General features: G+C 71.6%; 22 protein-coding genes, 1 tRNA gene and 1 riboswitch. Of the genes, 18 read left to right on the top strand and 5 right to left on the bottom strand.

The genetic code is table 11. The features are described from left to right. Positions 1-224: 224 nt before the first annotated feature. Positions 225-2,516 (bottom strand): 5-methyltetrahydropteroyltriglutamate--homocysteine S-methyltransferase, encoded by a 2,292-nt coding sequence (gene metE, locus JR065_RS18575; RefSeq protein WP_206235894.1) that lies wholly within the window; start codon positions 2,514-2,516, stop codon positions 225-227. A gap of 209 nt (positions 2,517-2,725) precedes the next feature. Beyond that, a riboswitch (cobalamin riboswitch) is annotated at positions 2,726-2,979 on the bottom strand. A gap of 143 nt (positions 2,980-3,122) precedes the next feature. Here metE and dusA point away from each other — a divergent pair. The 7 genes from dusA to JR065_RS18540 all read left to right on the top strand — a co-directional run bounded on the left by dusA (position 3,123) and on the right by JR065_RS18540 (position 10,825). Then, positions 3,123-4,142 carry a tRNA dihydrouridine(20/20a) synthase DusA gene (gene dusA, locus JR065_RS18570; RefSeq protein ID WP_206235892.1) on the top strand — a complete coding sequence of 340 codons (1,020 nt, stop codon included), beginning with the start codon at positions 3,123-3,125 and terminating at the stop codon, positions 4,140-4,142. Then, the gene (locus tag JR065_RS18565; protein WP_206235891.1) at positions 4,139-5,050 is read left to right on the top strand and encodes an arginine deiminase-related protein; all 912 of its coding nucleotides are present in this window, start codon (positions 4,139-4,141) and stop codon (positions 5,048-5,050) included. The genes dusA and JR065_RS18565 overlap by 4 nt, the downstream gene beginning before the upstream one ends. A gap of 168 nt (positions 5,051-5,218) precedes the next feature. Next, positions 5,219-5,614, top strand: a complete 396-nt coding sequence (locus JR065_RS21830) for a hypothetical protein (protein WP_206235889.1) — start codon at positions 5,219-5,221, stop codon at positions 5,612-5,614. 72 nt (positions 5,615-5,686) lie between these two features. Continuing rightward, on the top strand, positions 5,687-6,370 hold the full coding sequence (locus JR065_RS18555) for a response regulator transcription factor (protein ID WP_053520384.1): 684 nt from the start codon (positions 5,687-5,689) through the stop codon (positions 6,368-6,370). Positions 6,371-6,398: 28 nt separating this feature from the next. Then, on the top strand, positions 6,399-7,814 hold the full coding sequence (locus tag JR065_RS18550) for an ATP-binding protein (RefSeq protein ID WP_206235888.1): 1,416 nt from the start codon (positions 6,399-6,401) through the stop codon (positions 7,812-7,814). 249 nt (positions 7,815-8,063) lie between these two features. Beyond that, positions 8,064-9,611, top strand: a complete 1,548-nt coding sequence (locus tag JR065_RS18545) for a DUF1800 domain-containing protein (protein WP_206235886.1) — start codon at positions 8,064-8,066, stop codon at positions 9,609-9,611. 23 nt (positions 9,612-9,634) lie between these two features. After that, the gene (locus JR065_RS18540; RefSeq protein WP_206235885.1) at positions 9,635-10,825 is read left to right on the top strand and encodes a DUF1501 domain-containing protein; all 1,191 of its coding nucleotides are present in this window, start codon (positions 9,635-9,637) and stop codon (positions 10,823-10,825) included. Positions 10,826-10,859: 34 nt separating this feature from the next. On the opposite strand, the gene JR065_RS18535 is transcribed toward JR065_RS18540, so the two are convergent. Together JR065_RS18535 and JR065_RS18530 are read right to left on the bottom strand one after the other, a co-directional pair. Next, on the bottom strand, positions 10,860-11,648 hold the full coding sequence (locus JR065_RS18535; RefSeq protein ID WP_206235883.1) for a zinc-dependent peptidase: 789 nt from the start codon (positions 11,646-11,648) through the stop codon (positions 10,860-10,862). Then, positions 11,615-11,884: a hypothetical protein gene (locus JR065_RS18530; protein ID WP_206235881.1), complete on the bottom strand. Its 270-nt coding sequence runs from the start codon at positions 11,882-11,884 to the stop codon at positions 11,615-11,617. Before JR065_RS18530 ends, JR065_RS18535 begins: the two co-directional genes overlap by 34 nt. Before the next feature lie 126 nt (positions 11,885-12,010). Here JR065_RS18530 and birA point away from each other — a divergent pair, with 126 nt between their 5' ends. The 8 genes from birA (at position 12,011) to JR065_RS18490 (ending at position 16,640) form a co-directional block, all read left to right on the top strand. Beyond that, entirely contained in the window at positions 12,011-12,976 is a 966-nt protein-coding gene (gene birA, locus JR065_RS18525) for a bifunctional biotin--[acetyl-CoA-carboxylase] ligase/biotin operon repressor BirA (RefSeq protein ID WP_206235880.1), read from the top strand. Continuing rightward, positions 12,973-13,719 (top strand): type III pantothenate kinase, encoded by a 747-nt coding sequence (locus JR065_RS18520; protein WP_206235879.1) that lies wholly within the window; start codon positions 12,973-12,975, stop codon positions 13,717-13,719. Before birA ends, JR065_RS18520 begins: the two co-directional genes overlap by 4 nt. Positions 13,720-13,728: 9 nt before the next feature. Beyond that, positions 13,729-14,532, top strand: a complete 804-nt coding sequence (locus JR065_RS18515; RefSeq protein WP_206235878.1) for an SPOR domain-containing protein — start codon at positions 13,729-13,731, stop codon at positions 14,530-14,532. A gap of 41 nt (positions 14,533-14,573) precedes the next feature. After that, a tRNA-Thr gene (locus tag JR065_RS18510) sits at positions 14,574-14,649 on the top strand. A 134-nt stretch (positions 14,650-14,783) separates the two neighbouring features. Then, complete coding sequence (rocF, locus tag JR065_RS18505; RefSeq protein ID WP_206235877.1) at positions 14,784-15,707, top strand: arginase; 924 nt, start codon at positions 14,784-14,786, stop codon at positions 15,705-15,707. A 145-nt stretch (positions 15,708-15,852) separates the two neighbouring features. Beyond that, positions 15,853-16,005 (top strand): entericidin A/B family lipoprotein, encoded by a 153-nt coding sequence (locus JR065_RS18500; protein WP_206235876.1) that lies wholly within the window; start codon positions 15,853-15,855, stop codon positions 16,003-16,005. 99 nt (positions 16,006-16,104) lie between these two features. Then, positions 16,105-16,239, top strand: coding sequence for an entericidin A/B family lipoprotein (locus tag JR065_RS18495; RefSeq protein WP_206235875.1), 135 nt, complete (start codon positions 16,105-16,107; stop codon positions 16,237-16,239). Positions 16,240-16,424: 185 nt separating this feature from the next. Further along, the gene (locus JR065_RS18490; protein ID WP_206235874.1) at positions 16,425-16,640 is read left to right on the top strand and encodes a CsbD family protein; all 216 of its coding nucleotides are present in this window, start codon (positions 16,425-16,427) and stop codon (positions 16,638-16,640) included. 81 nt (positions 16,641-16,721) lie between these two features. Here the strand turns inward: JR065_RS18490 and JR065_RS18485 are convergent, their stop codons facing one another. After that, positions 16,722-17,495, bottom strand: coding sequence for a hypothetical protein (locus tag JR065_RS18485; RefSeq protein WP_206235873.1), 774 nt, complete (start codon positions 17,493-17,495; stop codon positions 16,722-16,724). 109 nt (positions 17,496-17,604) lie between these two features. On the opposite strand from JR065_RS18485, the gene JR065_RS18480 reads away from it, so the two are divergent. Then, a complete protein-coding gene (locus JR065_RS18480; protein ID WP_206235872.1) occupies positions 17,605-18,909 on the top strand; it encodes a tryptophan--tRNA ligase in 1,305 nt (434 codons plus the stop codon). 222 nt (positions 18,910-19,131) lie between these two features. Here the strand turns inward: JR065_RS18480 and JR065_RS21910 are convergent, their stop codons facing one another. Then, positions 19,132-19,359: a diguanylate cyclase domain-containing protein gene (locus tag JR065_RS21910; RefSeq protein ID WP_429001891.1), complete on the bottom strand. Its 228-nt coding sequence runs from the start codon at positions 19,357-19,359 to the stop codon at positions 19,132-19,134. A 204-nt stretch (positions 19,360-19,563) separates the two neighbouring features. Here JR065_RS21910 and JR065_RS18470 point away from each other — a divergent pair, with 204 nt between their 5' ends. Continuing rightward, entirely contained in the window at positions 19,564-20,496 is a 933-nt protein-coding gene (locus tag JR065_RS18470; RefSeq protein ID WP_206235868.1) for an MBL fold metallo-hydrolase, read from the top strand. Positions 20,497-20,758: 262 nt separating this feature from the next. Further along, positions 20,759-22,414 (top strand): M28 family metallopeptidase, encoded by a 1,656-nt coding sequence (locus JR065_RS18465; RefSeq protein WP_206235933.1) that lies wholly within the window; start codon positions 20,759-20,761, stop codon positions 22,412-22,414. The last annotated feature ends 456 nt before the right edge of the window (positions 22,415-22,870 follow it).

Below are 22,870 nucleotides of genomic sequence, written 5' to 3'. Positions count from 1 at the left end.
GCACTCCCTGGCGTTGCAAACAGGCGAAGGACGCTGCCGGAAATGCCGTGCGACACGGCGGCGCGCCCTGGCGGGCACGGCGCCCCCTCGCCGCGAGATTCGTCACGGTTATACCGGCGGCGGTGTTACGCGACAAAGACGCAACGCAACAACCGCGCATATCTGGGATGGGCTAGGCGGTGCGGCGTGTGATGCCCGGCGTGAAGCGCGCCGGGCATCGCCGCTCACGCGGCCTGCGCCGGTTGCGCACGCAGCTGCCGTGCCGCCGCCACCATCGCTTCCAGCGCCGCGCGCGTCTCCGGCCAGCCGCGGGTCTTCAACCCGCAATCCGGATTGACCCACAGCTGCTGCGGATCCAGCACCGCGCGCGCCTTGTCCAGCAAGGCCACCATCTCCTGCGTGCCGGGCACGCGCGGCGAGTGGATGTCGTACACGCCCGGGCCGATCGCGTTCGGATAGCGCAAGCGCACGAACGCATCGAGCAGTTCCATCCGCGAGCGCGAGGTCTCGATCGAGATCACGTCCGCATCCATCGCCGCCACCGCCTCGATGATGTCGTTGAACTCCGAGTAGCACATGTGGGTATGGACCTGGGTGGCGTCGCGCACCCCGGCCGCGGCGATGCGGAAGCACTGCACCGCCCACTCCAGGTACGCCTGCCACTCGGCGCGGCGCAGCGGCAGGCCCTCGCGGATCGCCGGCTCGTCGATCTGGATCACGCCGATGCCGGCCGCCTCCAGGTCGCGCACCTCGTCGCGCAGCGCCAGCGCGATCTGCCGGCAGGTCTGCGCGCGTTCCTGGTCGTCGCGCACGAACGACCATTGCAGCACCGTCACCGGCCCGGTCAGCATGCCCTTCATCGGCTTGTCGGTCAGCGACTGCGCATACTGCGTCCAGCGCAGCGTCATCGGCGTCGGGCGCTGCACGTCGCCGAAGATGATCGGCGGCTTCACGCAGCGCGAGCCGTAGCTCTGCACCCAGCCGTGCTTGGTGAAGGCGAAACCGTCGAGCTGCTCGCCGAAGTATTCGACCATGTCGTTGCGCTCGAACTCGCCATGCACCAGCACGTCCAGCCCGATCTGCTCCTGCGCGCGCACGCAGCGCTCGGTCTCCGCCGCCAGGAACGCGTCGTACTCGGCATCGCCGAGTTTGCCGGCCTTGTGTTGCGCACGCGCCTGCCGCACCTGCGCGGTCTGCGGGAACGAGCCGATCGTGGTGGTCGGGTAGGCCGGCAGCCGCAACGCCGCCTGTTGCGCCTCGCGCCGCTGCGGATACGGCGACTGGCGGCGCCCGGCGTCCTCGCTCAGCGCCGCCACCCGTCGTGCCACGTCGGGGCGATGCACGCGCGCGGAAGCGCGTCGCGCTTCCAGCGCCGCGCGCGCCGCGGCCAGCTCGACCTGCGCGTGCGGCAGCTCCTGCAACGCGTCGGCCAGCGTGCGCAGTTCCTGCAGCTTCTGCCTGCCGAAGGCCAGCCAGGCGTACAAGTCGCGGTCCAGCGCCTTTTCCTGTTCCAGGTCCACCGGCACGTGCAGCAGCGAGCACGACGGCGCCAACCACAGGCGCTCGCGGCCGATATGCCCGGCCGCGTAGCGTGCCAGGGTCAGCGCATTGTCCAGCGGCGTGCGCCACACGTTGCGGCCGTTGACCAGTCCGGCCGACAGCACGCGCCCGGCCGGCAACGCCTGCAGCACCGCGTCCAGCTGCGCCACGCCGCGCACCAGGTCCACGTGCAGGCCGTCCACCGGCAGCGACGCGGCCAGCTCCAGGTTGTCGCCCAGTTCGCCGAAATACGTGGTCAGCAGCAGCTTCGGCCGCGGCGCCGGGGCCAGGAACGCATAGGCGCGGCCATAGGCCTCGCGCGCGGCGACGTCCAGGTCCAACGCCAGCGCCGGCTCGTCGATCTGCACCCAGTTGGCACCGGCCGCGTCGAGTTGCTGCAGCAGTTCGGCGTAGACCGGCAACAGGCTGTCCAGCAGCGCCCAGCGATCGCTGCCGTCCACCGTCTTGGACAGCAGCAGGAAGGTCACCGGCCCGATCAGCACCGGCCGCGTGGTGATGCCCAACGCCTTGGCTTCCAGGAACTCGGCCAGCGGCTTGTCGCCGCGCAGGCGGAAATGCTGGCGCCGCGCCAGTTCCGGCACCAGGTAGTGGTAGTTGGTGTCGAACCACTTGGTCATTTCCAGCGCGTGCAGGTCCAGGCCGTCCTCCTGTGTGCCGCGCGCCATCGCGAAGTAGCCGGCCAGCGGATCGGCATCGGCCAGCGCGCGGTAGCGTTGCGGGATCGCGTCGAACAGGAACGCGGTGTCGAGCATCGCGTCGTACAGGCTGAAGTCGTTGCTGGGCGGCAGGTCCACCCCGGCTTCGACCTGCAGCCGCCAGTGCCGCTGGCGCAGTTGCCGCGCCGTGTCTTGCAGGCTTGCGCCATCGGTGTCGCGGCGCCAGTAGCTTTCCAGCGCACGCTTGAGCTCGCGCCGCGCGCCGATGCGCGGGAAGCCCAGGTTGGTCACGATCGTCATGTGCGTTTCCTCATTGCGTTCATGGGCATTGAGGAACGAAGGAACCGCGCGCCGTCCGCCCGTTCGCACGGGACGCCCGCCACGCCAGCGACCTTCGCCCCCGCGGGCGAACCGGCGCCACGCGGGCAGGCGGAAGAGCGCAGCGCGGCGCAGGGCCACGGCACGGCTTCCGGCCGCCTCCCCGCGGAGACGCCAGGTCGAATCGGAGGACACGTCCTCCGGCCGGGGCCGGTATTCGGGCTGATGGACGAGCGCACCGTGTCGGCTGCGCGCCTACTGTCCGCCGCTTCCCAGGCCGGCATGCGCCGGCCCAGTGCCATTGACGGAGGTCGTTTCCATTCACCGCTGCGGGGCAGCTCCGGAATGGGCGGGCGCTTGCGGCGCCGGCCTTCACCGGATTCCCGTTTAAATCCATCCCTTCATCCGAATGAAGCGATGAATACCTTCGGCGAGCGCACGATAGGCCGGATGCGGCGGCGGGTCAAGCGCAAGTCAATGCGCGGGCAGGCATCGGCAGCGTTCATGGCGAACGTGTAAGCTATTGATCCCAAAGCCAATGATCTGACGCTTTCGCCAGCAGGCCGACAGCGCAGCACCGCGCGCCCGATGACGCTTCCGCTCCCGACCTCCGACCTGTCCGCGCGCTATGCCGCCTCGCTGCGCCTGTCCGTCGCCCCGATGATGGACTGGACCGACCGCCACTGCCGCGTGTTCCATCGCGTGCTGGCGCCGTCGGCGCGGCTGTATACCGAGATGGTGCACGCCAACGCGGTGATCCATGGCGACCGCGAGCGGTTGCTGGGGTTCGATGCGGCCGAGCATCCGCTGGCGCTGCAGCTCGGCGGCAGCGACCCGGCGCTGCTGGCGCAGGCCGCGCGCATCGGCCAGGACTCGGGCTACGACGAGGTCAACCTCAACTGCGGCTGCCCGTCCGACCGGGTCCAGGCCGGGCGCTTCGGCGCCTGCCTGATGCGCGAGCCGGCGCTGGTGGCCGATTGCGTGGCGGCGATGGTGCAGGCGGTGGACATCCCGGTCACGGTGAAGTGCCGGCTGGGCGTGGACCAGGACGACGACTACGCGGTCTTCCTCGCCTTCGTCGACCAGGTCGCCGCCGCCGGCTGCGGGCTGTTCGTGGTGCATGCGCGCAACGCCTGGCTGCAGGGGCTGTCGCCGAAGGAGAATCGCGAGGTGCCGCCGCTGCGCTACGACTGGGCGCACCGGCTCAAGCGGCAGCGCCCGCAGCTGCAGATCGTGCTCAACGGCGGCCTGGCCAGCGTGGAGGCGGCGCAGGCGCAGCTGGACGCGGTGGACGGGGTGATGCTGGGCCGCGCGGCGTACCACGATCCCTACGTGCTGCACCGCCTGGACGCGGCGCTGAGCGGCGCCGCGCCGCGGCCGCGCGCCGAGCTGCTGCGCGCGCTGCGTCCCTACGTCGAGGCGCGACTGGGCGAAGGCGTCGCGCTCAAGCACATCGCCCGCCACCTGCTCGGGCTGTTCCACGGGCAGCCGGGCGGGCGCGCGTTCCGCCAGGTGCTCAGCGAAGGCGCGCATCGTCCCGGCGCCGATTGGGCACTGGTCGAGCAGGCGCTGCAGGCTACCGCCGGCGAGCCGCGCGCGGCGGCATGATCACCCGCGATCGGCAGGCGTTCTTCGCCTACGCCCGCGGCTGCGCCGCCGACGCCGGCCCGGCGACCGCGCGCTCGGCGTTCCTGGTGATGCCGGACGGCTTCGCCCGCGCCGAGCAGTCGGCGCAGGACAACCGCTACATGGCCGCCGCGGCGGATTTCCACCCGGACCTGGCGCTGGCCCAGCACCGTGCGTTGCAGCGCGCGCTGTCGGCGGATCTGCCGGTGCTGGCCTTTCCCGGCGATCCGGCGGCGCCGGACGCGGTGTTCCCCAACAACGTCTTCGCCACCGCGCCCGGGCGGCTGATCGTCGGCCGCATGCGCCATCCGGTGCGCCAGCGCGAGGCGCAGCGCGCCGATATCCGCGGCTTCTTCGCCGTCACCCTGGGTTACGCCGAAGTCGACCTGTCGCAGCAGCCGCATCCGTGCGAGCTGACCGGCGCGCTGGTGATCGACCGCGCGCGCGGGCTGGGCTTCTGCGGCCTGTCCGAGCGCTGCGACGAGGCCGGCGCGGCGCTGATGCACCAGGCCTTCGGGCTGCGCGCCACGCTGCTGTTCGACCTGGCGCCGGGCGAGTACCACGCCAACGTGGTGCTGGCGGTGCTGGCCTCGCGCGCCGCGCTGGTGGCGCCGGCCGGATTCGCCGACCCGGCGCTGGCGCTGGCCATCGCCGCCTTCTATGGGCAGGGCGGGCTGCTGCTGGAGCCCGCAGCGCAGCGCGCGTTCTGCGCCAACGCCATCGCCGTGCATCCGCGGCGGGTGTGGATGAGCGAACGGGCCGCCGCCGCGCTACCGTTCAGCGTTCGCGTTCAGCTTGGCGAGGTGGGCCTGGAGGTCGCCAGCGTGCCGCTGGAGGCCCTGGAGGCAGGGGGCGGATCGCTGCGCTGCTGCGTCGCCGAGGTGTTCTAGCGCATTCATTTGACTGAACGGCAGCGGCCGCGGACGGAAAAGTTCAGACCGGATTCACCCCGAAAAATCAAGAATTTGCCTCGATTTTCAAGAATCGCGACCCAGGCCGGCACGGGTCCGCTTCACAACTTTTGAACGTTTCGGACCAGTCCGTTAGGATGCCAAGTCGTGATACCCGCCACCCTCCGCCGCTGCAGTACCGCCGCCGTGATCGCGCTCGCGATCGCCGTGGTCGGTGACGGCTGGGCGCAGGTGCCGCCGGGGCCTGGTCCGGGACCAGGGCCGGGTCCGGGGGCCATCGCCCAGGCGCGCGACCCGGCACGCGCCCGTGGCGACGGCAGCTCGCTGTCCGACGCGGTGCGCCGGGTGCAGCGTTCCACCGGTGGCCAGATCCTTGGCGCCGAGCGGGTGCCGTTCGACGGGCGCGACATCAACCGCGTCAAGTACATGGATGGGCGCGGACGGGTCCGCTACATGGACGACGACCCCAATCCGCAGCGGCCGATGCCGCGCGCGCCGCGTCCGGTGCCGACCGATGAACCACCACGCAACGATAACCCCTGAGCCCGGATAGTCCGGTTCATTCTGTAACAAAGTCCTGGCCGTCGGCCATCTGCAAGTCACTAGGGAGAGTTCATGCGTATCCTTCTGGTCGAAGACGAAGCTCCGCTGCGAGAGACCCTGGCTGCTCGCCTGAAGCGCGAAGGCTTCGCGGTGGATGCCGCGCAGGACGGCGAGGAAGGGCTGTACATGGGCCGCGAGGTGCCGTTCGACGTGGGCATCATCGACCTGGGCCTGCCGAAGATGTCGGGCATGGAGCTGATCAAGGCGCTGCGCGACGAAGGCAAGAAGTTCCCGGTGCTGATCCTCACCGCGCGTTCCAGCTGGCAGGACAAGGTCGAGGGCCTGAAGCAGGGCGCCGACGACTACCTGGTCAAGCCGTTCCATGTCGAGGAGCTGCTGGCGCGGGTCAACGCGCTGCTGCGCCGCGCCGCCGGCTGGAGCAAGCCGACCCTGGAATGCGGGCCGGTCGCGTTGGACCTGGCGGCGCAGACGGTCAGCGTCAGCGGCAGCAACGTGGATCTGACCAGCTACGAATACAAGGTGCTCGAGTACCTGATGATGCACGCCGGCGAACTGGTGTCCAAGGCCGACCTGACCGAGCACATCTACCAGCAGGACTTCGACCGCGACTCCAACGTGCTGGAGGTCTTCATCGGCCGCCTGCGCAAGAAGCTGGACCCGGACGGCGAGCTGAAGCCGATCGAGACCGTGCGCGGCCGCGGCTACCGTTTCGCGATCCCGCGCAACGAAGGCTGAGCCGCACCGCGCAGGCAGCGAGCGTAACGTGCGCGGCCGTTCCCGGTTCGTCAGGCGCTGGCTGCCGCGCTCGCTGCAGGCGCGGCAGCTGCTCGCCGCCAGCCTCAGCCTGGTGGCGTTCCTGGCCCTGGCCGGCTACGCGCTGGACCAGGCCTTCGCCGACACCGCGCTCAACAACCTGCGCGAACGGCTGAAGAGCTACGCCACCGCCTACGCCAACAACATCGACGTGGCGCGCGACGGCTCGCTGTACATCAACAACGACAAGCCGCCGCCGGACACGCATTTCGACCGTCCGGGCAGCGGCCTGTACGCGCAGATCGTGATGCCCAACGAACGCTGGATCTCGATGTCCAGCGAAGGGCCGCTGCCGCCGACCGGGCAGATGCTGGAGCCGCGGCAGGAGACCTTCGACGGGCCGCTGCCGATGACCCAGATCGACGGCAGCGAGGGCGAGGTCTACCGCTACGGCATCGGCCTGGCCTACGTGCGCCGGGACAAGGAAACGCCGGTGACCATCTACGTGATGGAGGACACCCGCGCGCTCGGCGCGCAGCTGCGCGTGTTCCGCGGACGGGTCTGGTTCTATCTGGGCGGCGCCGGCCTGATCCTGCTGCTGCTGCAGACCGTGATCCTGCAGTGGAGCCTGCGCCCGCTGCGGCGGGTGATCAACGAGCTGACCAAGGTGCAGCGCGGCGAAGCGATCCGCATGGGCGACCGCCATCCGCGCGAGCTGGAGCCGCTGACCGACAGCATCAACGCCTTCATCGAAAGCGAACGCGAGAACCTGGACCGCCAGCGCAACACGCTGGCCGACCTGGCGCACAGCCTGAAGACGCCGCTGGCGGTGCTGCGCACCCAGCTCGACAGCGGCGCGCGCGAGGTGGACCTGCGCGAGGAACTGGACATCCAGCTGCGGCGCATGAACAACCTGGTGTCCTACCAGCTGGCGCGCGCGGCTTCCAGCGGCCACAAGCTGTTCTCCGCGCCGCTGCCGATCGAGCCCAACGCCGAGGAAATCGTCCGCGGCCTGGAGAAGGTCTACGCGGCCAAGGGCGTGCTGTGCGAGTTCGACATCGATCCGGCCGCGCGCTTCCACGGCGAGCCGGGCGATCTGCAGGAACTGCTCGGCAACCTGCTCGAGAACGCGTTCAAGTGGGCGCGGCGGCGCGTGCTGTTGACCGCGCGCCCGACCCAGGCCGCCGGCAGCCGCCGCGCCGGCATGGTGCTGTCGGTGGACGACGACGGTCCCGGCATCGCGCCGGAGGACGTGGTCCACATCCTGCAGCGCGGCGTGCGCGGCGATGAGCGCGTGCACGGCCACGGCATCGGCCTGGCGATCGTGCAGGATCTGATCAAGGGCTATCGCGGCGAACTGCAGGTGACGCGCTCGGAGGAGCTGGGCGGGGCACGCTTCCTGGTCACATTGCCGCCGGGCCTGTAGCGGTTCCCGCACTCGCGCGTCCGCCTGCGCGTTGCGGCGTGGCGCACCTGTCGACCTCGGCGTATCGGCATCGACATCCAGGCGCGCGCATCGCGCTGCGGCTGAATTCCACGCAAATGCGCGCTCGTCCGGCTACGGAAGCTTAACGCGTCCGCTGCCCAGGCGCGGATACTGCGCGTTTCCTGCCGCCGCATCCGCGCGAGGAGCCGCATGCCCCCAGTCCGGCGCCGTTCCGCGTCCCGCACGCCGATGCGCCTGCGTGGCCGCCGCCTGCTGCGCCATGCGCAGCGGCTGCTGCTGTCGGCGCTGCTGGTGCTGTTCACCGTGGCGGCCATCGCCGGCAGCGGCAAGCTGATCGAGCACGACGACGCACGCTGGCTGCAGTCGATGACCACCGGCCTGGACAGCGCCAGCGTCGCCCGGCTGCAGCAGGACGGGCGCAAGCGCTTCCTGCGCGACCAGCTGCGTCCCGCCGCCGGCGACGACCAGCTGCCGGCGCAGGTGCGCGCGCAGCTGGACGGCTACGATGCGTTGCGCACGCCGGTGCAGGACCTGCTCGCGGAGCTCGCGGCGCGCCAGCAGGCGATCAAGGCGCTGCCCGACGGCGAGGCCAAGGTCGCGGCGAAGAAGGCGCTGCAGCAGCGCGCCGACGCGCTGCTGGCGCAGGCAAGGCAGGCGCAGCTGTTGCGCGCGGTGTATTCGCGCGACCAGCTGCGCGAACAGATGGCGTGGTTCTGGCTCAACCATTTCAGCGTGTTCGCCGACAAGGGCCGGGTGCGCTGGGCCGTGGCCGACTACAGCGAGAACGCGATCCGCCCGCACGCGCTGGGCAAGTTCTCCGACCTGGTGATGGCGACGCTGCAGAGCCCGGCGATGCTCGAGTACCTGGACAACGCGCAGAACGCCAAGGGCAAGGTCAACGAGAACTATGCGCGCGAACTGATGGAACTGCATACGCTCGGCGTGGACGGCGGCTACGACCAGCGCGACGTGCAGCAGCTGGCGCTGATCCTCACCGGCGTGGGCATCGTGCCGCCCAACCGCGACGCGCCACCGCGCCTGCCGCCGGCGCAGCAGGCGCAGTACCTGCGCCGCGGCGCGTTCGAGTTCAATCCGGCGCGGCACCAGCCGGGCGACAAGACCCTGCTCGGCCAGCGCATCGCCGGCGGCGGTTTCGACGAGGTGCAGCGCGCGGTGCAACTGATCGTGCGCCAGCCGGCCTGCGCGCGCTTCGTCTCCCGGCGCCTGGCCGAGTACTTCGTCGCCGACGATCCGCCCCCGGCGCTGGTGGCGAGGATGGCGCGCAGCTTCGAACGCAGCGACGGAGACATCGCCGAGGTGCTGCGCACCCTGTTCACCTCGCCGGAGATGGCCGCTGGCGCGCAGCGCAAGTTCAAGGATCCGTACCGATTCCTGGTGTCGTCGCTGCGCCTGGCCTACGACGGCCAGGTCATCGTCAATCCGCGGCCGCTGCTCGGCTGGCTGAGCCAGATGGGCGAACCGCTGTACGGGCGCATCACCCCCGACGGCTGGCCGCTGCAGTCCAGCGCATGGAACAGCTCCGGACAGATGGCGCAGCGCTTCGAGATCGCGCGCGCGATCGGCGGCGGCAACACCCAGCTGTTCACCCTCGACGGCCAGCAGCGCGCCGGGTTCCCGCAGCTGGCCACGCCGCTGTACTACCAGGCGGTCGAGCCGCAGCTCGGCCCGGCCACGCGCCAGGCGCTGGCGCAGGCGCGTTCGCAGCAGGAATGGAACGCGTTCCTGCTGGCCTCGCCGGACTTCAACTACCGCTGAGCGCAGCGACCGCGGAGACCGCCATGCACCGTCGCCAGTTCCTGCTCGCATCCGCCGCCGCCGCGGCCAGCCTGCCGTTCGCCGGACGCCTGTTCGCGGCGCCCGCGCCGTCGCCGCGCCTGCTGCTGGTGTTCCTGCGCGGCGGCTACGACAGCAACAACCTGCTGGTGCCGTACGCGAGCGACTTCTACCACGAGGCGCGGCCGAGCCTGGCGATCGCGCGTCCCGATCCGGGCGAGGCGGACAGCGCGATCGCGCTGGATGCGCAGTGGGGGCTGAATCCGGCGCTGCGCGAGAGCCTGCTGCCGCTGTGGCAGCGCAAGCAGCTGGCGTTCGTGCCGTTCGCCGGCACCGACGACCTGTCGCGCAGCCACTTCCAGACCCAGGACGACATCGAGGCCGGCGCGGCGGCGGGCCAGCGCGGCGACTACCGCTCCGGCTTCCTGGCGCGCCTGTCGCAGGTGGCCACCGGCACGCCGTCGATCGCCTTCACCGATTCGCTGCCGCTGAGCTTCCAGGGCGGCGGCGACGTCCCGAACCTGTCGCTCAAGCGCGCCGCCACGCCAGCGTTCGATACGCGGCAGGCGGCGATCCTGGCGCAGATGTACCAGGACACGCCGCTGGCGTCGGCCGCGCACGAGGGCCTGGCGCTGCGCCAGCAGGTATCGCAGGCGCTGCGCGAGGAAATGGCGCAGGCCAACCGCGGCGCCGCCAGCGCGCGCACCTTCGCCGAGGAAACGCGGCGCATCGCCACGCTGATGCGCGACCGCTACCGGCTCGGCTTCGTCGACGTCGGCGGCTGGGACACCCACGTCAACCAGGGCAGTACCGCCGGCGCGCTCGCCAACAATCTCAGGAACCTGTCCGAGGGCCTGGCGGCCTACGCCGACGCGCTCGGCCCGCACTGGCGCGACACCGTGGTGGTGGTGCTGTCCGAGTTCGGCCGCACCTTCCGCGAGAACGGCGACAAGGGCACCGACCATGGCCACGGCACCGCCTACTGGGTCCTGGGCGGCGGCATCGCCGGCGGGCGCATCGCCGGCGAGCAGGTGGCGGTGACCCGCGCGGCGCTGTTCCAGGACCGCGACTACCCGGTGCTGACCAACTACCGCGACCTGCTCGGCGGCCTGCTCGGGCGCATGTGGGGCCTGTCGCCGGCGCAGCTGCAGCGGGTGTTCCCGCAGGCGCAGGCCAGGGACCTGCGCCTGGTGTGACGCGGCCGCGCGCCGGCGCGGCGCGCCGGGCCGCTCACCGCGCGGCGAACGGCGGCGGCCCGTAGAACCGCGCCAGGTGCGCGGCCACCTCCGGCATCTCGCGTTGCAACCGCTGCGGCGCGGAGAAATGGTATTCGCTGACCACGGCGAAGAATTCCTCGGGCGCCTCGGCCGCGTACGGATCCAGATCGGTCGCGCGGCCGTCGGCGACGCGCGCGCAGAACGCGTCGTAGCTGCGCTGGAAGTCGGCGGCCCATTGCCGCTGCCAGTCGCGCGGCAGCGGCGGGGTGCCGTCGAGCGCGCCGTCCAGCACGTCGAGCTTGTGCGCCATCTCGTGCACCGCCACGCAGTAGCCGGCGCGCGGTTCGTCCAGGTCGGCCTGCACGTCGGCCCACGACAGGATCAACGGGCCGCTGTCCCAGGATTCGCCGATCAGTTCGTCGTCCCACTCGTGCAGCACGCCGGCCGCATCGACATGGCTGCGGCGCACCCGGAATGCGTCCGGGTACACGATCAGCTGCGACCAGCCGCGCATGCCCTGTTCGCCGAAGCGCAGCAGCGGCAGGCAGCACAGCGCCGCCAGCAGCGCGCGCTGCGCCGCATCCAGCACCAGCCCGTCCACCGGCGATATGGTCTTGTGCTGCAGGAACAACGCGGCCAGCGCGCGCAACCGCTGTTCCTGCGGCGCGTCCAGCGCGGCGACCCAGGCGCAGCGCTGGCGGACGGGCCGCCAGTGCGCGTCGTCGATCGCCGGCGGCGCCGGGCGCAGCCAGCGCCACCAGCGTGAAATCAGCGGAACATCCCCGGCAGGAAGCTGTGCCACTTGGGCATGCGCAGGCGCGGCATCAGGTCGCTGTCGCCGCCGCCACCGCCGCTGGGCGCGGGCGCCGGCTTGGACGCCGGTGCGCGCGGCGCGGCCGGGCGCGGCGCGCTGCCGTCGGGTTCGGCGCTGTCGGCGTACACGCAGGCGCCGCGCTCCTTGGCCACCAGCGCGTCGGACGCGTGGGCGGCTGCCAGCGGAAGCAGCAGCAGGGTCAGGCACAGCACGAATCGGCGCATCGTCGGCATCCGGGGCGAGCGGCGGTGGTCGCCGATTCTAGCGCGGCTTTGTTGCCGGTGCAGGCCGGCCAGGCGCCGGCGCGGCGCTTCCCGCATAATTTTCCCCTTCGAGGCGTTGGAACCGGCGTGGACGATCGCGAACTATTGGCCCGGCTCAGCCAGGGCCGCCTTTCCGGCGACGCGCTGGCGCGTTCGTTCGGGCTCACCCGCGCCGCGGTGTGGAAGCGCATCGAAGGCCTGCGCGCGGCCGGCGTCGAGATCGACGGCCGCGCCGGCCAAGGCTACGGGCTGGCGCGGCCGCTGGAACTGCTCGACGCCGAGGTCCTGCGCGCGGCGCTGGCGCCGGCGGCGCGGGCCGAGCTGGGCGCGCTGGAGATCGCCTGGAGCCTGGCCTCGAGCAACAGCGCCCTGCTGGCGCGTCCGGTGCCGGCGCAGGGCTGCGCGGTGCTGCTGGCCGAGCGCCAGACCGGCGGGCGCGGACGCCGCGGCCGGGTCTGGGCTTCGCCGTTGGCGGCGCACCTGTACCTGTCGGTGGCGCGCGGCTTCGCCGGCGGCCTCGGCCGCCTCGGCGGCCTCAGCCTGGCGGCGGGCGTGGCGGTGGCCGAAGCGCTGCGCGAGCGCGGCTTCGCCACGGTCGGGCTGAAATGGCCCAACGACCTGCTCGCCGACGGGCGCAAGCTGGGCGGGCTGCTGGTCGAGGGCGGCGGCGAGTTCGCCGGCCCGGCGCATGCGGTGATCGGGCTGGGACTCAACGTGCGCATGCCGGCCGCCAGCGCCGCCGGCATCGGGCAGCCGTGGACCGACCTGGCCAGCCTGGCCGGCGCCGAGGTCTCGCGCAACGCCATCGCCGCGGCGGTGCTGTCGCACCTGCTGCCGGCGCTGGCGCTGTTCGACGCGCAGGGCCTGGCGCCGTTCCTGCCGCGCTACGCGGCGCTGGACCTGCTGGCCGGGCGCACGGTGCGCATCGACGAGGCCGGCGTGGTCAGCGAGGGCCGCGCGCTCGGCCTGGCCGACGACGGCGCGCTGCGGGTCGCCTGCGACGGCGGCGAACGCCGGATCCATGCCGGCGAAGTCAGCGTGAGGCCGGCATGAGCGACTGGCTGTTCGACCTGGGCAACTCGCGCTTCAAGTTCGCCGCGCGGCACGCGCGCGGCGCCGGCGCGGTGCAGGCGTGGGCGCACGGCGCCGAGGCGATGGACGCGGCGGCGGTCGCGGCGCTGCCGCGCGGCGACACCGCCTACGTGGCCAGCGTCGCCGCGCCGGCGCTGACCGCCGCGGTGCTGGACGCGCTGCGCGCGCGCTTCGGTCAGGTGCGCGTGGCGCGCAGCGCGGCCGCCTGCGCCGGCGTGCGCATCGCCTACGCGCAGCCGCACAGGTTCGGCGTGGACCGCTTCCTGGCGCTGCTCGCCGCGCACGGCGCCGGCGACGTGCTGGTGGTGGGCATCGGCACCGCATTGACCGTCGACCTGCTCGATCGCCACGGCCAGCACCACGGCGGGCGCATCGCGCCATCGCCGACCACGATGCGCCAGGCGCTGCAGCAGCGCGCCGCGCAGCTGCCGGCCGAAGGCGGCGCCTATCGCGAGTTCGCCGACGACACCGCCGATGCGCTGGCCTCCGGCTGCGACGGCGCCGCGCTGGCGCTGATCGAACGCAGCCTGCAGCAGGGCCAGGCATTGCTGTCGCGGCCGCCGCGGCTGTTGCTCCACGGCGGCGGCGCGCCGGCGTTGCTGCCGTGGCTGGACGCCGCCGAGCACCGGCCCTCGCTGGTGCTGGACGGACTGGCGCTGTGGGCGGCGCAACCGGGCCACGACGCCGCGCAGGGCGCCGGGTAGAATCGGCGCATGCTCGTCCGCGCCCTGCTCGTCGTCCTGATCATCCTCAACCTCGGCGTGGCGCTGTGGTGGGCGACGCAGCCGCAGGCCGCGCCGGTTCCTGCGCCGCCTTCGCCGCCGCCGGGCGTGGCGACGCTGCAACTGCTCGATGCCGGCCCCGCTCCCGCTGCCTCGGCGCCGGCCAAACCCGCATTGCCGGCGGTGCCGCTTTCGCCATCGGTGCCTGCGTCCGACACCCCGGCTTCTGCCGCCGTGGCGTCGGTGCCGGCGGCGTCCGTCGCCGCCGCTACGCCGCCGCCCGCGCCCGCGCCTGCGCCGACGCCGACGCAGCCCGATGCGGCCGCCGCGCCGCCGGTGTGCCTGAGCGTGGGACCGTATCCCGATCGCGCCGCCGCCGATGCGGCCGCCGCGACGCTGGCCGCGGACCTGCCGCGTGCGCGCGTGCGCGAGGTCGGCGACAGCGACGCCACCAGCTTCCGCGTGCTGCTGCCGACCATCGGCGGCGAGGACGGGGTCAAGGCCGCGGTCGAGCGCATCGTCGCCGCCGGCATCCGCGACTACTATCCGATCCGCCAGGGCGAGGAAGCCGGCGCGATCGCGCTCGGCCAGTACCGCAGCCGCGAAGGCGCCGAACGCCGCCGTGCCGAACTGGCCAAGGCCGGCTTCAACGTCGAACTGATTCCCAGCGGCGGCAGCGGCCAGCCGCGCTGGTGGCTGGACCTGCGCGTGGCGTCCGCGGCGCAGGCCGGCGCGCTGCGCCGCCAGCTCGGCGCGGCGCGGCAGCGCTCACTGGACTGCGCCGCGCTGCGCTAGAATGGCGCGCCGCCACGCGGCACGCGCGTCGCGCAGCCTTTGCCGGCATAGCTCAGTTGGTAGAGCAACCGCCTTGTAAGCGGTAGGTCCCCAGTTCGAATCCGGGTGTCGGCACCATCCCGTCTGTCTCCGCTGCACTGCGTCGCAGCTTGGTTGCGCGCGCGGCATCCATGCGCCGCCTGCTGCGCCGCGGCGGGTCGCCTCGCGACCGTCTCGCTAGACTGGCGAACATTTTTCGCTGGAGCGTGTCGATGAATTCTCACTATCTGCCGGTGTCGCTGATCGGCGTGCCGACCGACATCGGCGCCGGCCATCGCGGCGCGCGCATGGGGCCGGAGGCGCTGCGCATCGCCGGATTGCACGAGGCGCTGGCCAATCATGGCGTGGAGGTGCGCGACCTGGGCAACCTGGATGGGCCGCGCAATCCGTGGCAGGCGCCGGTCGGCGGCTATCGCCATCTGGACGAGGTGGTGGCATGGAATCGCGCGCTGATGGAGGTCAGCTACGCCGAACTGCGCGCCGGGCGCATGCCGATCATGCTCGGCGGCGACCACTGTCTGGGCATCGGCTCGATCACCGCGGTCGCGCGCTATTGCCGCGAGCAGGGCCGCCAGCTGCGCGTGCTGTGGCTGGATGCGCATTCGGACTTCAACACCAGCGACGTGACCCCGTCGGGCAACGTGCACGGCATGCCGGTGGCGTGCCTGTGCGGCCTGGGGCCGGAGGCCTTGACCCACCTGGGCGGCGATGCGCCGGCGATCGGGCCCGAGCAGGTGCGGCAGATCGGCATCCGTTCGGTGGATCCGGACGAGAAGCGGCTGATCAAGCAGCACCGCATCGACGTCTACGACATGCGCTACATCGACGAGATGGGCATGAAGCGGACCATGGAGGCGGCGCTGGAGGGCATCGACGACAACACCCACCTGCACGTCAGCTTCGACGTGGATTTCCTCGATCCCAGCATCGCGCCGGGCGTCGGCACCACCGTGCCCGGCGGTCCCAACTACCGCGAGGCGCAGCTGGTGATGGAGATGATCGCCGACAGCGGGCGCATGCGTTCGCTGGACATCGTCGAGCTGAACCCGGTGCTGGACACCCGCAACCTGACCGCGGAACTGGCGGTGGACCTGGTCGAAAGCCTGTTCGGCAAGTCCACGCTGATGCGCGATTAGGCGCAGTGGCCCACGCGACGCTGAACGCACAATGGGTTCATTCACGTGAAATCCACAGTGGGGAAGTCAGATTCACCGCCAGACGGTAGGTCGTGCGTCGGATGTCGCCGATGCTGCCGATCCGTCCTATTGCGAGGAATTGACGATGAAGCGATTGCTGACCTTGATGGTACTGACCCTGTTTTCCGCAGGCATGTTGACCGGCTGCAACACCATGGCGGGCGCCGGCAAAGACATGCAGAAGGCAGGCGAGAAGGTGGAAGACAAGGCGGGTGATTGCCACGACGGCAAGTGCTGATCGATTGTTCCGCAGCGCAGCGGTTTGACGGTAGGCGTTGAAGATTGATTCCAAGCGCGGCGCTCGTGCCGCGTTCCATGACCCAAGAAGGAGTGACTTATGAAGCGTACTTTCGCGTGGATGCTGCTGGCGATGTTCTCGGTGGGCCTGCTGTCGGGCTGCAACACCGTGGCTGGCGCCGGCAAAGATGTACAGGGTGCGGGCGAGAAGGTCGAAGACGCCGCCAAGAACTGATCGGCGGATCGTTCGCAACGAGAGACGGGTCGGCCCAGCCGGCCCGTTTTTTTTTGCCATGCGCCCGTCCGCAACGGTTCATGCGACGACGTGCCGTTGACGCAGGATTGACCTGGGCGCAACGCGGCATTGGCGATGCTGGGCGTGCGGTCGAATCGCCGCGCAAGCCAGACGAGAACGACGCTATGAACAAGGACATCATTTCCGGCAAGTGGACCCAGCTCAAGGGCTCGATGAAGGCCAAGTGGGGCGACCTCACCGACGATGATTTCGACGTGGCCGAAGGCAACGCGCAGTACCTGTCGGGCAAGCTGCAGGAGCGCTACGGCTGGGATCGCGATCGCGCCGAACGCGAGGTGCGCACGTTCCAGGACGGCCTGGGCAAGGAATACCGCGACTGAGCGCGGCATTCCCCTTCTAACATCGTTCCAGGATCACCAGCACGGGCCGCGTCGCGGCCCGTGCTGCGTTGCGCGTCGCGCTCAGCGCGGCGGCGGGTCGGCGACGAAGCCGCCCGGGAACGCCTGCGGCGCGCGCGCGAAACGCGGCTGCCGCTTCGGCGCCGGAATCACCCCGCGCGCCACCAGCCGCGCATGGCTGTCGTAGCGCAGCTGGGTCAGCTGCCGCGGCGTGGCGCTGGCGCGGACGAACACCGTGGTGGTGGCCGGCGACCACTCGCGCTCGCCGTGGCCGGTGCCCAGGCGTTGCGCGCTGGCCATGTCGCCGGTCGCCGATTCGGCCCGCTGCACTGGCGCCGGCGCCGGCCGCGCCGACCCCGCCACCGCGACCGCCGATTCCTCCATCGCCGGCTGCGCCTCGTCGAACACCGCGATGCCGATCACCCCGACGTTGTCCGGGCGCCCGGTGCGCGCCGCATAGCTGTCGTCCAGGCCAGTGAACACGAACTGCGCCACCTCGCGTTGCGACTTGCGCCAGCCGGCGACCTCGATGCTCTGCCCGGGCGCGAGCACGTAGCCGCGCTGGTCGGCGGCCGCGGTCTGGCCGCTGACCGCATTGACCCCGTCCACCGACAGCACCGCCAGCACGCGCTGGCCGCCGCGGTTGTGCAGGCGCACCGCGTAGCGGTGCCCGGGCGTGCCGGCGATCCACGCCTCGCCGCGATGCGCCCGCTGCGGCAGCCAGGCATCGGCATCGCGGTCGAGCACTTCCAGTTCCACCGGCCCGTCGGCGGCGGGCGCAAACGGGCGGAAACCGCATAACGAGACGATCAACAGCAGGCAGGCAAGCAGGCGCATGGCGGCGATTCCGGAAGGAGGGACATGCAGTTGAACGCGCGACGATCGCCAACGGGGTTGCCGCGCAGCGGTTAAACTCGCCGGGTTTTCGTCCTAAGCCTCCTGCGCAATGACCACCCGCGTCCTCACCGGCATCACCACCTCCGGCACCCCGCACCTGGGCAACTACGTCGGCGCCATCCGCCCGGCGCTGGCGGCCAGCCTGCGTCCGGAGATCGAGAGCTTCTATTTCCTGGCCGACCTGCATAGCCTGATCAAGGCGCAGGACCCGGCGCGGACCCAGCGCTCCACGCTGGAGATCGCCGCCTCGTGGCTGGCCGCCGGGCTGGACCCGTCGAAGGTGTGGTTCTACCGCCAGTCCGACGTGCCGGAGACCACCGAGCTGACCTGGTTCCTGACCTGCGTGGCTGGCAAGGGCATCCTCAACCGCGCGCACGCCTACAAGGCCGCGGTGGACAAGAACCGCGCCGACGGCGAGGACGACGATGCCGGGGTCAGCGCCGGGCTGTTCATGTATCCGGTGCTGATGGCGGCGGACATCCTGCTGTTCAACGCGCAGCGGGTGCCGGTGGGGCGCGACCAGATCCAGCACATCGAGATGGCGCGCGACTTCGCCCAGCGCTTCAACCACGTCTACGGCCGCGACTACTTCACCCTGCCCGAGGCGCTGATCGACGAGCAGGTGGCCACGCTGCCGGGCCTGGACGGGCGCAAGATGAGCAAGAGCTACGACAACACGATCCCGCTGTTCGCGCCGCGCGAGGAGCTGAAGAAGCGCGTGTTCTCGATCGTCACCGACTCGCGCGCGCCGGGTGAAGCCAAGGCCACCGACGGCTCGGCGCTGTTCCAGCTGTACCAGGCCTTCGCCGGCGCGGAGGAGACCGCGGCGTTCGCGCAGGCCTTCGCCGACGGCATCGGCTGGGGCGAGGCGAAGCAGCAGCTGTTCGAGCGGCTGGATCGAGAGATCGCGCCGATGCGCGAGCGCTACGAGGCGCTGATGGCGCGCCCGGCGGAGATCGAGGCGATCCTGCGCGACAACGCGCAGCGGCTGCGCGCGCGCTACGCCACGCCTTTCCTGCGCGAACTGCGCGACGCGGTCGGCCTGCGCGACCTGTCCGCAGGCGCCGGCCGGCCTGCCGATGCCGATGCCGATGCCGGATTGGGCAAGCCGGCGCCGCCGCTGTTCAAGCAGTACCGCGACAACGACGGCCGGTTCTACTTCAAGCTGCTCGACGGCGCCGGCGAACTGCTGGTGCAGAGCGCAGGCTTCGACTCGCCGCGCGATGCCGGCCGGCTGATCGGTGTGCTCAAGCAGGTCGAGCAGGCCGACGCGCTGGAGACGCCGGAGATCAAGCTGGTCGCGCCGGCGGACACGGTGCTGGCGGCGCTGCGGCAGCTGCGCGAGGCGGCGTAGCCGCGCCGTCCGCGCGGCGGCTCGCGAAGACTGGCGATGGCCGGTCGGCGCTGCACGCCTCCCGCAGTACTCCCAGCAAACTCAGCGCACGACTTCCTGTAGGAGCGGCTTCAGCCGCGACCGAAGGCATCGGCAACCCATCGGCTTCGGCAGCAACCAGCGCTGAAGCCGCCTGCAGGGCACTTAGCCAACCAGCGCGAAGCTCCACCTGTGGGAGCGACTTCAGTCGCGACGCGCGGCGCCGGCAGCTCCATCGGCTCCGGCAGCAGCCGGGCCGAAGCCCTCCCCGCCCATGCGCGCCGGCACGTCCGCCGCGCGGCGCGCCTCGGCCAGCAGGCGCCCGACCTCGCTCAGCACCGCATCGCCGAGCACGTGCGAACGGCCGACGTGGATCTGCTTGAATCGATCGCAACGCCTTGCGTAAGCGCCTGGGCCGCGATACGTCGGCACTGCAGGGCCGATAGAAGAGCGTGCGGCGCCTGCTTGCAGCGGCGCTGTCGCCAGTGCTCCTGTCGGCGCGCAAGGGCAGAGATTGGGAGCGCCTCCCGCGTGCCGGCGTCATGCCTGTGCAGGGCCGTATCGTGATCGCCGCGTCGTCGACCGCTGCCGACGGCGTGCCTAGAATGAGGGCTCGCCAGCCCGAGCCCTTGCACGATGCCACGCGATCCCAGCATCCACGCGATCGATACCGGTTTCCAGCGCGCGCAGTTCGACGCGGCGTACCTGATCGTCGAGGACGGACGCGGCGCGTTCGTCGATTGCGGCACCAGCCATTCGCTGCCGGCGATGCTGGCCGCGCTCGATGACGCCGGCCTGGCGCCGGCCGATGTCGACTGGCTGATCCTGACCCACGTGCACCTGGACCATGCCGGCGGCGCCGGCACCTTGCTGGCGCAGTTGCCGAACGCGCGCCTGCTGGTGCATCCGCGCGGCGCTCCGCACATGATCGATCCGACCCGGCTGATCGCCGGCGCCACCGCGGTCTACGGCGAGGAGGAAATCGCGCGCAGCTATGGCCAGATCCGCGCCGTGCCCGAGGCGCGCGTGGTGGCGGCCGAGGACGGGCACCGGCTGTGGCTGGGCGGGCGCGAACTGCTGTGCATCGATACGCCCGGGCACGCGCGCCACCATCTGTGCGTGTGGGATGCGCGCAGCCGCGGCTGGTTCAGCGGCGACACCTTCGGGCTGTCGTACCGCGAGCTGGACAGCGCGCAGGGCGCGTTCGTGATTCCCACGTCCTCGCCGGTGCAGTTCGACCCGCAGGCCATGCGCGCATCGATCGAGCGGATGCTGGCCTACGCGCCGCAGACGATGTACCTGACCCACTACGGCGCGGTGCGGATGCCGGAAAAGCTCGGCGCGGACCTGGCCGAACAGATCGACGCGATGGTGGCGATCGCGCACAGCTGCGACGGCCGCCCCGACCGCCACCGCGGCCTGGTCGCGGCCTTGACCGCGCTGTACCTGGAGCGTGCGCGCGCGCACGGCTGCCCGCTCGACGACGCCGGCGTGGAGCGGGTGCTGCGCATGGACATCGAACTCAATGCGCAGGGGCTGGCATGCTGGCTGGACGGCGCGCGGCGTTGATGCGTGGTGCGCCGGCCGTGCCGATGCGCACGCGAATGCGCTTGAAGCGACCGGGTTCGCCGGCAACCAGGCCTTGCAAGGCCATCCGGGTGCGGGATCTGCGCTGCGCGTGCGCCTGCGCCTGCACCGGCGCCGCCGGCGCGGTGCGACGCCGCCCGCCGGCCATCGCGCCGACGCTTCGGCCGCGCGCGCTGTCTCCTGGCGCCGCCGCGTTCTACACTGTGCGGCCACACCGTTTTTCCAGGTCGTTGCCGTGAATCCGATGCGCATGTTGCTGCTGTCCGCCTGCCTGTTCATGGGAGGCGCCGCGCAGGCGGCCAACGAGGCGCTGCCCGGCGGCGGCATCGATGCCGAAGCGCTCGAACGGCATGTGCGCACCCTGGCCTCCGATGCGTTCGAAGGCCGCGCGCCGGCCACGCCGGGCGAGGACAAGACCATCGCCTACCTGAGCGAGCAGTTCCGCAAGGCCGGCGTGCAGCCGGGCGGCGACGCCGGCGGCTGGACCCAGGCGGTGCCGCTGGTGCGCGCGCAGGTGGACGGGCCGGTCGCGGCCACGCTGACGGTGGCCGGCGCCTCGCAGCCGCTGGTCAACGGCGAGGACGTGGTGCTGCAGAGCCTGCGCCCCGGCGCGCGCGTGGCGCTGAAGGATGCGCCGCTGGTGTTCGTCGGCTACGGCATCCACGCGCCCGAGCGCGGCTGGGACGACTACAAGGGCGTGGACCTGAAAGGCAAGGTCGCGGTGATGCTGATCAACGACGCCGATTTCGACGCGCCGCAGCCGGGCGCCTTCGACGGCCGCGCGGTCACCTACTACGGCCGCTGGACCTACAAGTACGAGGAAGCCGCCCGGCAGGGCGCGGCCGGCGTGCTGATCGTGCACGAGACCGCGCCGGCCGCGTACGGCTGGGCGACGGTGAAGAGTTCCGGGCTCTCGCCGCTGTTCGACATCGAGCGCAGCGACGCGCAGGCGCGCGCGCAGCACGTGCCGGTACGCGGCTGGATGCAGCGCGCGCTGGCGGTGTCGCTGTTCCAGCGCGCCGGCCTGGATTTCGACGCCGAGAAGCGCCGCGCGCAGCGCGCCGACTTCACGCCGCGCGCGCTGGGCGATGCCGCGCTGTCGGTGGCATTCGCGCTCAAGCGCGAGCGCGTGGTCACCCACAACGTGGTCGCCAAGCTGGAGGGCGGCGCGCACCCGGACGAGACGGTGATCTATTCGGCGCACTGGGACGCGTTCGGGCTGGGTGCGGCCGACGCCGGCGGCGACCGCATCCGCCGCGGCGCGGTCGACAACGCCACCGGCGTGGCCAGCGTGCTGGAACTGGCGCGGGTGTTCGCGGCCGGGCCGCGGCCGCAGCGCACGCTGTACTTCATCGCGCTGAGCGCCGAAGAGAAGGGCCTGCTCGGCGCCACCTACTATGCCGCGCATCCGCTGGCGCCGCTGGAGACCACGGTGGCGGTGATCAACAGCGAGATGTTCAGTCCCGACGGCGCCACCCGCGACATCGCCTCGTGGGGCCGCGGGCGGGTGTCGCTGGAGCGCGACCTGGCCGCGGCGGCGCAGGCGCGTGGCCGCGCGTATTCGCCCGATCCCAATCTGGAGGCCGGATTCTTCTACCGCGCCGACCACTTCGCGTTCGCGCGCGCCGGCGTGCCGGCGATCACCGTGGGCCCGGGCCTGGACAAGCTCGACGGCGGCGTCGCCGCGGGCAAGGCCGCACGCGACCGCTATTTCGCCGAGTGCTACCACCAGCCCTGCGATCGCTGGAGCGACGCCTGGGATCCGGCCGGGCACGCCGCCGACACGCTGCTGCTCTACGACCTGGGCCAGCGCCTGGCCGACAGCCGCGAGTGGCCGACGTGGGACGAAGGCTCGGAGTTCAAGCCGGCGCGCGACGCCAGCGAGGCGGCACGGCGCTGAGGTGATGCGGCTGCGGGTGTAGGTGTCATGCGTCGCGGCTGAAGTCGCGCCCACCGGCGGCGCTTCGCGCTGGATTGGCTAAATGCGCGGCTGGCGGCTTCAGCCCTGGCTGCTGCCGGAGCCGATGGAGCTGCAGGCTCCGCGCGTCGCGACTGAAGTCGCTCCCACAGGTTGGGGCTTCGCGCTGGTTTGATAGGTGCGCTGCAGGGGGCTTCAGTCCTGACTGCTGCCGAAGCCGATGGATTGCCGATGCCTTCGGTCGCGGCTGAAGCCGCTCCTACAGGAAGCCTTGCGCTGAGTTTGCTGGGTGCACTGTAGGAGGGGCTTCAGCCCCGACTGCTGCCGGAGCCGATGGAGCTGCCGGCTCCGCGCGTCGCGACTGAAGTCGCTCCCACAGGTGGAGCTTCGCGCTGGTTGGCTAAGTGCGCGGCAGGCGGCTTCGGCCCTGCTGCTGCC

Source organism: Xanthomonas sp. (assembly GCF_017163755.1).
In the GTDB taxonomy this organism is placed as follows: Bacteria; Pseudomonadota; Gammaproteobacteria; order Xanthomonadales; family Xanthomonadaceae; genus Xanthomonas_A.
This window is presented reverse-complemented; position numbering and strand designations above follow the sequence as displayed.

Bases quoted from the DNA above. Each gene is read 5' to 3' on its own strand.
- metE (WP_206235894.1), bottom strand. From the start codon at position 2,516: ATGACGATCGTGACCAACCTGGGCTTCCCGCGCATCGGCGCGCGGCGC.
- dusA (WP_206235892.1), top strand. From the start codon at position 3,123: ATGACGCTTCCGCTCCCGACCTCCGACCTGTCCGCGCGCTATGCCGCC.
- JR065_RS18565 (WP_206235891.1), top strand. From the start codon at position 4,139: ATGATCACCCGCGATCGGCAGGCGTTCTTCGCCTACGCCCGCGGCTGC.
- JR065_RS18555 (WP_053520384.1), top strand. From the start codon at position 5,687: ATGCGTATCCTTCTGGTCGAAGACGAAGCTCCGCTGCGAGAGACCCTG.
- JR065_RS18545 (WP_206235886.1), top strand. From the start codon at position 8,064: ATGCGCCTGCGTGGCCGCCGCCTGCTGCGCCATGCGCAGCGGCTGCTG.
- JR065_RS18540 (WP_206235885.1), top strand. From the start codon at position 9,635: ATGCACCGTCGCCAGTTCCTGCTCGCATCCGCCGCCGCCGCGGCCAGC.
- JR065_RS18530 (WP_206235881.1), bottom strand. From the start codon at position 11,884: ATGCGCCGATTCGTGCTGTGCCTGACCCTGCTGCTGCTTCCGCTGGCA.
- JR065_RS18520 (WP_206235879.1), top strand. From the start codon at position 12,973: ATGAGCGACTGGCTGTTCGACCTGGGCAACTCGCGCTTCAAGTTCGCC.
- JR065_RS18515 (WP_206235878.1), top strand. From the start codon at position 13,729: ATGCTCGTCCGCGCCCTGCTCGTCGTCCTGATCATCCTCAACCTCGGC.
- rocF (WP_206235877.1), top strand. From the start codon at position 14,784: ATGAATTCTCACTATCTGCCGGTGTCGCTGATCGGCGTGCCGACCGAC.
- JR065_RS18500 (WP_206235876.1), top strand. From the start codon at position 15,853: ATGAAGCGATTGCTGACCTTGATGGTACTGACCCTGTTTTCCGCAGGC.
- JR065_RS18495 (WP_206235875.1), top strand. From the start codon at position 16,105: ATGAAGCGTACTTTCGCGTGGATGCTGCTGGCGATGTTCTCGGTGGGC.
- JR065_RS18490 (WP_206235874.1), top strand. From the start codon at position 16,425: ATGAACAAGGACATCATTTCCGGCAAGTGGACCCAGCTCAAGGGCTCG.
- JR065_RS18485 (WP_206235873.1), bottom strand. From the start codon at position 17,495: ATGCGCCTGCTTGCCTGCCTGCTGTTGATCGTCTCGTTATGCGGTTTC.
- JR065_RS18480 (WP_206235872.1), top strand. From the start codon at position 17,605: ATGACCACCCGCGTCCTCACCGGCATCACCACCTCCGGCACCCCGCAC.
- JR065_RS18470 (WP_206235868.1), top strand. From the start codon at position 19,564: ATGCCACGCGATCCCAGCATCCACGCGATCGATACCGGTTTCCAGCGC.
- JR065_RS18465 (WP_206235933.1), top strand. From the start codon at position 20,759: ATGCGCATGTTGCTGCTGTCCGCCTGCCTGTTCATGGGAGGCGCCGCG.